General features: G+C 71.0%; 13 protein-coding genes. 12 read left to right on the top strand and 1 reads right to left on the bottom strand.

Going from position 1 to position 12,385, the window contains the following annotated elements:
* Positions 1–5: 5 nt before the first annotated feature.
* From aroB to nusB, 6 genes are all read left to right on the top strand, one after another.
* Positions 6–1,097 carry a 3-dehydroquinate synthase gene (aroB, locus tag ACX9I7_RS10570; RefSeq protein WP_459387139.1) on the top strand — a complete coding sequence of 364 codons (1,092 nt, stop codon included), beginning with the start codon at positions 6–8 and terminating at the stop codon, positions 1,095–1,097.
* Entirely contained in the window at positions 1,094–1,537 is a 444-nt protein-coding gene (gene aroQ, locus ACX9I7_RS10575) for a type II 3-dehydroquinate dehydratase (protein WP_459387140.1), read from the top strand. The genes aroB and aroQ overlap by 4 nt, the downstream gene beginning before the upstream one ends.
* The gene (locus ACX9I7_RS10580; protein ID WP_387576505.1) at positions 1,534–2,262 is read left to right on the top strand and encodes an AAA family ATPase; all 729 of its coding nucleotides are present in this window, start codon (positions 1,534–1,536) and stop codon (positions 2,260–2,262) included. Before aroQ ends, ACX9I7_RS10580 begins: the two co-directional genes overlap by 4 nt.
* Positions 2,263–2,331: 69 nt before the next feature.
* Complete coding sequence (locus tag ACX9I7_RS10585) at positions 2,332–3,450, top strand: M24 family metallopeptidase (RefSeq protein ID WP_387576351.1); 1,119 nt, start codon at positions 2,332–2,334, stop codon at positions 3,448–3,450.
* Between the two features lie 50 nt (positions 3,451–3,500).
* A complete protein-coding gene (gene efp, locus ACX9I7_RS10590) occupies positions 3,501–4,067 on the top strand; it encodes an elongation factor P (protein ID WP_189453984.1) in 567 nt (188 codons plus the stop codon).
* A gap of 2 nt (positions 4,068–4,069) precedes the next feature.
* Complete coding sequence (gene nusB, locus ACX9I7_RS10595) at positions 4,070–4,504, top strand: transcription antitermination factor NusB (protein WP_189453986.1); 435 nt, start codon at positions 4,070–4,072, stop codon at positions 4,502–4,504.
* Between the two features lie 77 nt (positions 4,505–4,581).
* Here the strand turns inward: nusB and bldD are convergent, their stop codons facing one another.
* Positions 4,582–5,082 carry a transcriptional regulator BldD gene (gene bldD, locus ACX9I7_RS10600; RefSeq protein WP_004948690.1) on the bottom strand — a complete coding sequence of 167 codons (501 nt, stop codon included), beginning with the start codon at positions 5,080–5,082 and terminating at the stop codon, positions 4,582–4,584.
* 223 nt (positions 5,083–5,305) lie between these two features.
* On the opposite strand from bldD, the gene pyrR reads away from it, so the two are divergent.
* The 6 genes from pyrR to carB form a co-directional block, all read left to right on the top strand.
* Positions 5,306–5,875, top strand: coding sequence for a bifunctional pyr operon transcriptional regulator/uracil phosphoribosyltransferase PyrR (pyrR, locus tag ACX9I7_RS10605; protein ID WP_126913314.1), 570 nt, complete (start codon positions 5,306–5,308; stop codon positions 5,873–5,875).
* Positions 5,876–5,967: 92 nt separating this feature from the next.
* Positions 5,968–6,954: an aspartate carbamoyltransferase catalytic subunit gene (locus ACX9I7_RS10610; RefSeq protein ID WP_387576347.1), complete on the top strand. Its 987-nt coding sequence runs from the start codon at positions 5,968–5,970 to the stop codon at positions 6,952–6,954.
* The gene (locus ACX9I7_RS10615) at positions 6,954–8,240 is read left to right on the top strand and encodes a dihydroorotase (protein ID WP_387576345.1); all 1,287 of its coding nucleotides are present in this window, start codon (positions 6,954–6,956) and stop codon (positions 8,238–8,240) included. Before ACX9I7_RS10610 ends, ACX9I7_RS10615 begins: the two co-directional genes overlap by 1 nt.
* Positions 8,237–8,809 carry a PH-like domain-containing protein gene (locus ACX9I7_RS10620; RefSeq protein WP_459387141.1) on the top strand — a complete coding sequence of 191 codons (573 nt, stop codon included), beginning with the start codon at positions 8,237–8,239 and terminating at the stop codon, positions 8,807–8,809. Before ACX9I7_RS10615 ends, ACX9I7_RS10620 begins: the two co-directional genes overlap by 4 nt.
* Positions 8,806–9,945 (top strand): glutamine-hydrolyzing carbamoyl-phosphate synthase small subunit, encoded by a 1,140-nt coding sequence (carA, locus tag ACX9I7_RS10625; protein WP_387576341.1) that lies wholly within the window; start codon positions 8,806–8,808, stop codon positions 9,943–9,945. The genes ACX9I7_RS10620 and carA overlap by 4 nt, the downstream gene beginning before the upstream one ends.
* On the top strand, positions 9,938–12,385 hold a 2,448-nt coding region (carB, locus tag ACX9I7_RS10630; RefSeq protein WP_459387142.1), incomplete at its 3' end, for a carbamoyl-phosphate synthase large subunit. The genes carA and carB, both read left to right, overlap by 8 nt.

Consider the following 12,385-nt stretch of genomic DNA (forward strand, 5'->3'; position numbering starts at 1 on the left):
AACGCATGACCGACGCCCCCACCCGCATCCAGGTCGCCGGCAGCGCGGGCACCGCGCCGTACGAGGTCCTGGTCGGCCGTCAGCTGCTGGGCGAGCTGCCCGGCCTCATCGGCACCCGGGCCAAGCGGGTCGCCGTGCTCCACCCCGAGGCGCTCGCCTCCACCGGCGAGGCGATCCGCGAGGACCTGGCGGCCCAGGGCTACGAGGCCATAGCGATTCAGTTGCCCAACGCCGAGGAGTCCAAGACCGTCGAGGTCGCGGCCTACTGCTGGAAGGCGCTCGGCCAGACCAACTTCACCCGCACCGACGTCATCGTCGGCGTGGGCGGCGGCGCCACCACCGACCTGGCGGGCTTCGTCGCCGCCACCTGGCTGCGCGGCGTGCGCTGGATCGCGGTGCCCACCACCGTCCTGGGCATGGTCGACGCGGCCGTCGGCGGCAAGACCGGCATCAACACCGCCGAGGGCAAGAACCTCGTCGGCGCCTTCCACCCCCCGGCCGGCGTCCTGTGCGACCTGGCCGCGCTGGAGTCGCTGCCGGTCCACGACTACGTCAGTGGCCTCGCCGAGATCATCAAGGCCGGCTTCATCGCCGACCCGGCGATCCTCGACCTCATCGAGGCCGACCCCGAGGGCGCCCGCACGCCCCAGGGCCCGCACACCTCGGAGCTGATCGAGCGGGCCATCAAGGTCAAGGCCGAGGTGGTCTCCTCCGACCTCAAGGAGTCGGGCCTGCGCGAGATCCTGAACTACGGTCACACGCTCGCCCACGCCATCGAGAAGAACGAGCGCTACAACTGGCGGCACGGCGCGGCCGTCGCCGTCGGCATGGTCTTCGCCGCCGAGCTCGGCCGGATCGCCGGCCGCCTGGACGACGCCACCGCCGACCGCCACCGCGCGATCCTCACCGCCGTCGGCCTGCCCGTCACCTACCGCGGCGACCAGTGGCCCAAGCTGCTGGAGACCATGAAGGTCGACAAGAAGACGCGCGGCGACCGGCTGCGGTTCATCGTCCTCGACGGCCTGGCCAAGCCGACGGTCCTGGAGGGCCCGGACCCGGCGATGCTGCTGGCCGCGCACGCGGAGATCGCGGCGTGAGCGCGCGCCATGTCCTGGTGCTGAACGGGCCCAACCTCGGCCGGCTGGGCTCCCGCGAGCCCGACGTCTACGGCTCGACGTCCTACAAGGGGCTGGTCGAGGCGTGCACGACGCTCGGTGCGGAGCTGGGCTTCGAGGTCGAGGTCCGGGAGACCAACGACGAGGGCGAGCTGGTGCGCTGGCTGCACGAGGCGGCCGACGGGCGGCTGCCCGTCGTGATCAACCCCGGCGCGTTCACCCACTACTCGTACGCGATGCGCGACGCCGCGGCCCAGCGGACGGCGCCGCTCATCGAGGTGCACATCTCCAACCCGTACGCGCGGGAGGAGTTCCGTCACACGTCGGTGATCGCGGCGGTGGCGAGCGGTACGGTGGCCGGGTTCGGGATCGGTTCGTACCGGCTGGCGCTGCGGGCGCTGGCGGAGGAACTCGGGTCCTGACCCGGGGCGTTGGCCCTGCGGGCGGACCGGGGCACGGCCCGCCGCAGGCGCACCCCACCCCGCCATACACCACACCGCACGAAATCGGAGCGTGCCACAGGATGCAGCACCCCGTGGGACCACCGCTGCCCCCCGCTCATCCGCCGATACCGGCCCTGCCGCCGGCCGACGCCACCACCGTCGCCGTCGCCGTCCTCCTCATCGGCCCGGCCGGCGCCGGCAAGACCACCGTGGCCCGGTACTGGGCCGACACCCGGCGGGTGCCCACCGCGCACATCAGCCTCGACGACGTCCGCGAGTGGGTGCGCTCCGGGTTCGCGGACCCGCAGTCCGGGTGGAACGACCACTCCGAGGCGCAGTACCGCCTCGCCCGCCGCACCTGCGGGTTCGCCGCCCGGAACTTCCTCGCCAACGGCATCTCCTGCATCCTCGACGACGCCGTCTTCCCCGACCGGCCCGTCGTCGGCCTCGGCGGCTGGAAGCGGCACGTGGGGCCGGGGCTGCTGCCCGTGGTGCTGCTGCCGGGCCTCGACGTCGTTCTCGAACGCAACGCCGAACGCACCGGCAACCGCAGGCTCAGCGACGAGGAGGTCGCCCGGATCCACGGCCGGATGGCCGGCTGGTACGGCTCGGGGCTGCCCATCATCGACAACTCGCAGCAGGACGTCGCCACGACGGCCCGGCTGATCGACGAGGCCGTCGCCCGCACCCTGGCCGGCTGGTAGGGCGCGGGGCTGCCCCGGTCGGAGGCGCTGGAAAGGCCGGAAGCGGCCGCCGAACGTACGCTCGGAGGCATGTCCGAGGTGTACGCGGCGCGCCGGGCCCGGCTGCGCGAGCGGTGCGCGGCGGCCGGTGGTGAGGCCGCCCTGGTCTGCGGCGACGCCAATGTGCGGTACCTGGCGGGCGGCGCGCCGCCCGGGGCGGTGCTGCTCCTCGGTCCCGGTCAGGACGGCGACGACGCGCTGGTGTGTGTGAGCGATCCCTTCGTGGACGCCACGGGCGCCAGCCGCCCCGGGGACGAGCTGGCCGTCCTGGTGCTGCCGACGCCCGAGGGCGATCCGGCCGTGGCGGCGGCCGAGCGGGCCGCGGAGCGCGGGGTGCGCTCGCTGGCCGTCGAGGAGCACCATCTGACCGTGGCCCGGCACCGCGCGGTGCGCTCGGTCGCCCCCCGGCTGCGGCTGGGCGATCTGGGGACGGCCGTGGAACAACAGCGGGTGATCAAGGACGACGAGGAGATCTCGACCCTGCGGATCGCCGCCGAGATCGCCGACCAGGCCCTCGGCGAGCTGCTGGAGTCGATACTCGTCGGCCGCACCGAGCGCCATCTGGCGCTGGAGCTGGAGCGCCGGCTGATCGACCACGGCGCGGACGGCGCGGCCTTTCCCACCTCGGTGGGCGCGGGCCCCCACTCGGGGCGGTCCGGGCACGTACCGACGGACCGCCGGGTGGAGGAGGGCGATTTCCTCAGCGTCTGCCTGGGGGCGGACTATCGTGGGTACCGCAGCGAGATCGCCCGTACGTTCGTCATCGGGGCCTCTCCGGCGGAGTGGCAGATCGAGCTGTACGAGCAGGTCTTCGCCGCCCAGCGGGCGGGCCGTGAGGCCCTCGCGCCGGGTGCGGCGTACCGTGACGTGGACCGCGCGGCACGGGTCGTGCTGGAGGCCGCGGGCCATGGCGAGCGGGTCGGACCCCGCATCGGCCATGGCGTGGGGCTCGAAAACGACGAGGACCCTCGGCTGGCACCGTCGGCAATGGGTAAACTGGACGCTTGCGTGCCGGTCACCGTAGATCCGGGAGTCCACCTCCCGGGGCGGGGCGGCGTCCGGATCGATGACACGCTCGTCGTCCGCCCCGAGGCGGACGGCGGACCCGAGCTACTCACCATTACGACCAAAGAGCTGCTCGCGCTCTAGCCGGCGCATCGCACTTTCTTGGTTCCACCAGCCCAGGAGATACCGCAACCGTGGCATCCACGAACGACCTCAAGAACGGCATGGTGCTCAAGCTCGAAGGCGGCCAGCTCTGGTCCGTCGTCGAGTTCCAGCACGTCAAGCCCGGCAAGGGCCCCGCCTTCGTCCGTACGAAGCTGAAGAACGTGCTCTCCGGCAAGGTCGTCGACAAGACCTTCAACGCGGGCGTGAAGGTCGACACGGCCACCGTCGACCGCCGCGACATGCAGTTCTCGTACATGGACGGCGACTACTTCGTCTTCATGGACATGAAGGACTACGACCAGCTGATGATCGACCGGAAGGCCGTCGGCGACGCCGCGAACTTCCTCATCGAGGGCTTCGAGGCCACGGTCGCCACCCACGAGGGCGAGGTGCTCTACGTCGAGCTCCCGGCCGCCGTCGAGCTGACCATCGAGCACACCGACCCGGGCGTCCAGGGTGACCGCTCCACCGGTGGCACCAAGCCGGCGAAGCTCGAGACGGGCTACGAGATCCAGGTCCCGCTGTTCGTCTCGACCGGCGAGAAGATCAAGGTCGACACGCGCACCGGCGATTACCTCGGCCGGGTGAACAGCTAACCGTGTCCGCCCGCAGCAAGGCCCGTAAGCGCGCCTTCCAGATCCTCTTCGAGGCGGACCAGCGCGGCTCGTCCGTGGAGTCGGTCCTCGCGGACTGGATCCGGCATGCCCGGACCGACGACAGGCAGCCGCCGGTCAACCCGTACACGATCCAGCTGGTCGAGGGCTACGCCGAGCGCGCCGCCCGGATCGACGAACTGATCGCCACCTACGCGATCGACTGGGACCTGGACCGCATGCCGGCCGCGGACCGCGGCATCGTGCGGCTCGGCGCGTACGAGCTGATCTGGGAGGACGAGACCCCGGACGCCGTGGCGATCGACGAGGCGGTGCAGCTCGCCAAGGAGTTCTCCACCGACGACTCGCCCGCGTTCGTCAATGGTCTCCTCGGTCGTTTCAAGGAGCTCAAGCCGAGTCTCCGTCGCGACGCCCACTGAGACAGAAAACCGCCGTGGGGCGGGAAACCGGATGGTTTCCCGCCCCACGGCGGTTTTGTCGTCAAGAAGGGTGGACGTTACGCGTCCTCGTGCTGAACGGCGCGACGGGCGTCCGCGTCGAGCACGCCCCAGCTGATCAGCTGCTCGGTGAGCACCGAGGGCGACTGGTCGTAGATCACGGCAAGGGTGCGCAGATCGTCCTGGCGGATCGAGAGGACCTTGCCGTTGTAGTCACCACGCTGGCTCTGGATGGTGGCCGCGTAACGCTGGAGCGGGCCCGCCTTCTCGGCCGGGACGTGGGCGAGGCGCTCCAGGTCCAGGACCAGCTTCGGCGGGGGCTCGGCCGCGCCGCCGGGCGTCGTGCCGGGCAGCAGCTCCTGCACGGGCACGCCGTAGAAGTCGGCCAGCTCGGCCAGGCGCTGTACGGTCACGGCACGGTCGCCGCGCTCGTAAGAACCCACGACAACGGCCTTCCAGCGGCCCTGGGACTTCTCCTCGACACCATGGAGGGAGAGGCCCTGCTGGGTGCGGATGGCGCGGAGCTTGGCCCCGAGCTGTTTGGCGTATTCGCTGGACATAAAGCTCCCCGGACACTGTATCGATCGCGCGGCCGCACCGCGCGACTGGTAACTCACTGTGAGGTTACGCAGCGTAATCTCGGTTCGTCAAGCCGAATGGGCACCCCCCTGGGCCGTCAGTGGCTGTGGCTGGAGTTCGTCGTGGGTCCTGGTACGGTGAATCCTGTAAATCCGACGTCCTTTAATGTCCGTCCCGTGAGGCGGAGAAGGAGGTCCGTTTCGTATGGACGCAATTCCCAGCGCGCGTCCCGTGCTCGAAGCACCGGACATCGCACGGGTCCTCACCCGTATCGCGCACGAGATCGTCGAACGCGCCAAGGGCGCCGACGACGTCGTACTCCTCGGCATTCCCACCCGCGGTGTCTTCCTCGCCCGCCGGCTGGCCGCCAAGCTCGAGAGCATCACCGGCTGCAAGACCCCGGTCGGCTCCCTCGACATCACCATGTACCGCGACGATCTGCGGCTCCGCCCGGCCCGTGCGCTCGCCCGTACCGAGATCCCCGGTGAGGGCATCGACGGCAGGCTCGTCATCCTCGTCGACGACGTGCTCTTCTCCGGCCGCACCATCCGCGCCGCCCTCGACGCGATGAACGACCTGGGGCGCCCCCGCGCCGTCCAGCTCGCCGTCCTCGTCGACCGCGGCCACCGCGAGCTGCCGATCCGCGCCGACTACGTCGGCAAGAACCTCCCCACGTCGCTGCGGGAGACGGTCAAGGTCCACCTGACCGAGGAGGACGGGCGCGACAGCGTGCTCCTCGGCGCGGGCACGACCACTCCGGCCGACGCGCAGTAGCGAGCCCCCACGGACCCGCGGGGCGGGTCCGTGCGCCGCCGCATGCCCGGCCACCGCCTTCGCACACCTCCACACTCACGGAGCACCCCCGGATGAAGCGCCACCTCATCTCGGCCGCCGACCTCACCCGCGACGACGCCGTCCTGATCCTCGACACCGCCGAGGAGATGGCCCGGGTCGCGGACCGGCCGATCAAGAAGCTGCCCACCCTGCGCGGCCGCACCGTCGTCAACCTCTTCTTCGAGGACTCGACGCGGACCCGCATCTCCTTCGAGGCCGCCGCCAAGCGGCTCTCCGCGGACGTCATCAACTTCTCCGCCAAGGGCTCCTCGGTCTCCAAGGGCGAGTCCCTCAAGGACACCGCGCTGACCCTGGAGGCCATGGGCGCCGACGCCGTCGTCATCCGCCACCACGCCTCCGGCGCCCCCTACCGGCTGGCCAACTCCGGCTGGATCGACGGGGCCGTCGTCAACGCCGGCGACGGCACCCACGAGCACCCCACCCAGGCCCTGCTGGACGCCTTCACCATGCGCCGCCGCCTGGTCGGCCGGGACGCCGGCCTCGGCAAGGACCTGTCCGGCCGCCGGATCACGATCGTCGGCGACGTGCTCCACAGCCGGGTGGCCCGCTCCAACGTCCTGCTGCTGCACACGCTCGGCGCCGAGGTCACCCTGGTCGCCCCGCCCACGCTGGTGCCCGTCGGCGTCGGCAGCTGGCCCTGCGAGGTCTCCTACGACCTCGACGCGGTGCTGCCGAAGTCCGACGCCGTGATGATGCTGCGGGTGCAGCGCGAGCGCATGAACGCCGCGTTCTTCCCGACCGAGCGCGAGTACTCGCGCCGCTACGGCCTGGACGGCGACCGCATGGCGAAGATGCCCGAGCACGCCATCGTGATGCACCCCGGCCCGATGAACCGCGGCATGGAGATCACCGCCGAGGTCGCCGACTCCGACCGCTGCACCGCCGTCGAGCAGGTCGCCAACGGCGTCAGCACCCGGATGGCCGTCCTCTACCTGCTCCTGGGCGGCTCCGAGCCCGCCGTCACCACGAACAACGCCCGCACCGAGGAGAACAAGTAATGTCCAAGATCCTGATCCGCGGTGCGAAGGTCCTGGGCGGCGAGCCGCAGGACGTCCTGATCGACGGCGAGACCATCGCCGAGGTGGGAAGCGGTCTGAGCGCCGAGGGCGCCACGGTGATCGAGGCCGACGGCCAGGTCCTGCTGCCCGGCCTGGTCGACCTCCACACCCACCTGCGCGAGCCCGGCCGCGAGGACTCCGAGACCGTCCTGACCGGCACCCGCGCCGCCGCGAGCGGCGGCTACACCGCCGTCTTCGCCATGGCGAACACCTTCCCGGTCGCCGACACCGCCGGCGTCGTCGAGCAGGTCTGGCGCCTCGGCAAGGAGTCCGGCTACTGCGACGTCCAGCCCATCGGTGCCGTCACCGTGGGCCTCGCGGGCAAGCAGCTCTCCGAGCTCGGCGCCATGCACGACTCCGCCGCCGGCGTCACCGTCTTCTCCGACGACGGCAAGTGCGTCGACGACGCCGTGATCATGCGCCGCGCGCTGGAGTACGTGAAGGCCTTCGGCGGCGTCATCGCCCAGCACGCCCAGGAGCCCCGGCTCACCGAGGGCGCCCAGATGAACGAGGGCGTCGTCTCCGCCGAGCTGGGCCTGGGCGGCTGGCCGGCCGTCGCCGAGGAGTCGGTCATCGCCCGCGACGTCCTCCTCGCCGAGCACGTCGGCTCCCGGGTGCACATCTGCCACCTGTCCACCGCCGGCTCCGTGGAGATCGTCCGCTGGGCCAAGTCGCGCGGCATCGACGTCACCGCCGAGGTCACCCCCCACCACCTGCTTCTCACCGACGAGCTGGTCCGCTCGTACAACCCGGTCTACAAGGTCAACCCGCCGCTGCGCACCGAGCGCGACGTGATGGCGCTGCGCGAGGCCCTGGCCGACGGGACGATCGACATCGTCGCCACCGACCACGCGCCGCACCCCCACGAGGACAAGGACTGCGAGTGGGCCGCGGCCGCCATGGGCATGGTGGGCCTGGAGACCGCCCTGTCGGTCGTCCAGCACACCATGGTGGAGACCGGGCTGCTGGACTGGGCCGGGGTCGCCGAGCGGATGTCCTTCAAGCCCGCGCGGATCGGCAGCCTCGCCGGTCACGGCCGCCCCATCGCCGCGGGTGAGCCCGCCAACCTCACGCTGGTGGATTCCGCTTACCGTGGTGTCGTGGACCCCGCGGGCTTCGCCTCCCGCAGCCGCAACACCCCCTACGAGGGCCGTGAGCTGCCGGGTCGCGTCACCCACACCTTCCTGCGGGGCCGGGCGACGGTCGTGGACGGGAAACTCGCGTGACACCTGTACGAATCATCACTCTGGCGGCGGAGCAGAAGTCGGCCGACGTCACTCACTGGGCCGCGCGCGCGGGCTGGGTCGTGGGGCTGCTGCTCTTCGTCGCCCTGCTCTACTGGCTGATGCGCGAGGGCTGGAAGTGGCGCGGCACCCTCCAGGGCGACCTGCCCGAGCTGCCCACCGCCCCCGACGGGCCGGGTGAGCCCGGTGAGCCCACGCTCACGATGACCGGCCGCTACCACGGCTCCACCACCTCCGGGCAGTGGCTCGACCGGATCGTGGCCCACGGCCTGGGCACGCGCAGCAAGGCCGAGCTCACCCTGACGGAGCAGGGCGTCGACGTCGTACGGCCCGGCGCCCGGGACTTCTTCATCCCCGCCGCCGCCCTGCGCGGCGCCCGCCTGGAGTCGGGCATCGCGGGCAAGGTCCTCCCCGAGGGCCTGCTCGTGATCACCTGGCAGCACGGCGACAAGACCATCGACTCGGGTTTTCGCGCGGACCGGGCGGCGGAGCACACCGCCTGGGTCGAGGCGATCAGCACCATGAACAGCACTACGGAAGGCGCACGATGACGACCTCCAGCAGGGGAAGCAAGGTCCCCGCCGTACTCGTCCTGGAGGACGGTCGTACGTTCCGCGGCCGCGCCTACGGGGCGATCGGGACGACCTTCGGCGAGGCCGTGTTCTCCACCGGCATGACCGGCTACCAGGAGACCCTGACCGACCCCTCGTACCACCGCCAGGTCGTCGTGATGACGGCCCCGCACGTCGGCAACACCGGCGTCAACGACGAGGACCCCGAGTCCCGCCGGATCTGGGTCGCCGGCTACGTCGTCCGCGACCCCGCCCGGATCCCCTCCAACTGGCGCTCCCGCCGCTCCCTGGACGAGGAGCTGGCCGCACAGGGCGTCGTCGGCATCAGCGGCATCGACACCCGCGCGCTCACCCGCCACCTGCGCGAGCGCGGCGCGATGCGCGTCGGCATCTTCTCCGGCAGCGCGCTGCCCGACGAGGGCACGATGCTCGCCGAGGTGCGCCAGGCCCCCGAGATGAAGGGCGCCGACCTCTCCGCCGAGGTCGCCACCAAGGAGACCTACGTCGTCCCCGCGATCGGCGAGAAGAAGTTCACCGTCGCCGCGATCGACCTGGGCATCAAGGGCATGACCCCGCACCGGATGGCCGAGCGGGGCATCGAGGTGCACGTCCTGCCCGCCACCGCCACCGCCGAGGACGTCTTCGCGGTCAACCCGGACGGCGTGTTCTTCTCCAACGGCCCGGGCGACCCGTCCACCGCCGACCACCCCGTCTCCGTGATGCGTGAGGTCCTCTCCCGGAAGACCCCGCTGTTCGGCATCTGCTTCGGCAACCAGATCCTCGGCCGCGCGCTCGGCTTCGGCACCTACAAGCTGAAGTACGGCCACCGGGGCATCAACCAGCCCGTCCAGGACCGCACGACCGGCAAGGTCGAGGTCACCGCCCACAACCACGGCTTCGCCGTCGACGCCCCGCTCGAGGGCGCGACCGACACGCCGTACGGCCGCGTCGAGGTCTCCCACGTCTGTCTCAACGACAACGTGGTCGAGGGTCTCCAGCTCCTCGACCAGCCGGCATTCAGCGTCCAGTACCACCCCGAAGCAGCAGCGGGCCCGCACGACGCCGCGTACCTGTTCGACCGCTTCGTGACCCTGATGGAGGGCCAGCGTGCCTAAGCGCACCGACATCCAGTCCGTTCTGGTCATCGGCTCCGGCCCGATCGTCATCGGCCAGGCCGCGGAGTTCGACTACTCCGGCACCCAGGCCTGCCGCGTCCTGAAGTCCGAGGGCCTGCGGGTCATCCTCGTCAACTCCAACCCGGCCACGATCATGACCGACCCGGAGATCGCCGACGCCACCTACGTCGAGCCGATCACCCCGGAGTTCGTCGAGAAGATCATCGCCAAGGAGCGCCCCGACGCCCTCCTGCCCACCCTCGGCGGCCAGACCGCGCTGAACACCGCCATCTCCATGCACGAGAACGGCGTGCTGGAGAAGTACGGCGTCGAGCTGATCGGCGCCAACGTCGAGGCCATCCACAAGGGCGAGGACCGCGACCTGTTCAAGGGCGTCGTCGAGGCCGTCAACGCCAAGATCGGTCACGGCGAGTCCGCCCGCTCGGTCATCTGCCACACCATGGACGAGGTCATCGCGGGCGTCGACACGCTCGGCGGCTACCCGGTCGTCGTCCGCCCCTCCTTCACCATGGGCGGCGCCGGCTCCGGCTTCGCCCACGACGAGGAGGAGCTGCGCCGCATCGCCGGCCAGGGCCTCACGCTCTCCCCGACCACCGAGGTGCTCCTGGAGGAGTCCATCCTCGGCTGGAAGGAGTACGAGCTGGAGCTGATGCGCGACAAGCACGACAACGTCGTGGTCGTCTGCTCCATCGAGAACTTCGACCCCATGGGCGTCCACACCGGTGACTCCATCACCGTCGCCCCGGCGATGACGCTCACCGACCGCGAGTACCAGACCCTCCGGGACATCGGCATCGCGATCATCCGCGAGGTCGGCGTCGACACCGGCGGCTGCAACATCCAGTTCGCGGTCAACCCCGAGGACGGCCGGGTCATCGTCATCGAGATGAACCCCCGCGTCTCGCGCTCCTCCGCGCTCGCCTCCAAGGCCACCGGCTTCCCGATCGCGAAGATCGCCGCCCGGCTCGCCGTGGGCTACACGCTGGACGAGATCCCCAACGACATCACCGAGAAGACCCCGGCGTCCTTCGAGCCCACGCTCGACTATGTCGTGGTCAAGGCCCCCCGTTTCGCGTTCGAGAAGTTCCCGGCCGCCGACGCCACCCTCACCACGACCATGAAGTCGGTCGGCGAGGCCATGGCCATCGGCCGCAACTTCACCGAGGCGCTGCAGAAGGCCCTGCGCTCGCTGGAGAAGAAGGGCTCGCAGTTCGACTTCGTCTCCGCCCCCGGCGACAAGACGGAGCTGCTGGAGAAGGCGGTCCGCCCGACCGACGGCCGGATCAACACCGTCATGGCCGCCATCCGCGCCGGCGCCACGCCGGAGGAGGTCTTCGACGCGACGAAGATCGACCCCTGGTTCGTCGACCAGCTCTTCCTGATCAAGGAGGTCGCCGACGAGCTGGCCGCCGCCGACAAGCTGGAGCCGGAGCTGCTCGCCGAGGCCAAGCGCCACGGCTTCTCCGACGCCCAGATCGGCGCGATCCGGGGCCTGCGCGAGGACGTCGTCCGTGAGGTCCGGCACGCGCTGGGCGTCCGCCCGGTCTACAAGACCGTCGACACCTGCGCCGCCGAGTTCGCCGCGAAGACCCCGTACTTCTACTCGTCCTACGACGAGGAGACCGAGGTCGCGCCCCGCGAGAAGCCCGCGGTGATCATCCTGGGCTCCGGCCCGAACCGCATCGGCCAGGGCATCGAGTTCGACTACTCCTGCGTCCACGCCTCCTTCGCGCTCAGCGACGCGGGCTACGAGACCGTGATGGTCAACTGCAACCCCGAGACCGTCTCCACCGACTACGACACCTCCGACCGGCTCTACTTCGAGCCGCTCACCCTGGAGGACGTCCTGGAGATCGTCCACGCCGAGCAGCAGGCCGGCCCCGTCGCGGGCGTCGTCGTCCAGCTCGGCGGCCAGACCCCGCTGGGCCTCGCCCAGGCGCTCAAGGACAACGGCGTGCCGATCGTCGGCACCTCCCCGGAGGCCATCGACCTCGCCGAGGAGCGCGGCGCCTTCGGCCGCGTCCTCACCGAGGCCGGGCTGCCCGCGCCCAAGTACGGCACCGCCTACTCCTTCGAGGAGGCCAAGGGCATCGCCGCCGGCATCGGCTACCCGGTCATGGTCCGCCCGTCCTACGTCCTCGGCGGCCGCGGCATGGAGATCGTCTACGACGAGCCCTCCCTCGCCGGCTACCTGGAGCGGCACGCGGGCCTGATCTCCGAGCACCCGGTGCTCATCGACCGCTTCCTCGACGACGCCATCGAGATCGACGTCGACGCGCTCTACGACGGCGAGGAGCTCTACCTCGGCGGCGTCATGGAGCACATCGAGGAGGCCGGCATCCACTCCGGCGACTCCGCCTGCGCGCTGCCCCCGATCACCCTCGGCGGCTACGACATCAAGCGGCTGCGGGCCTCCACC

This window comes from Streptomyces sp. L500, assembly GCF_054551825.1.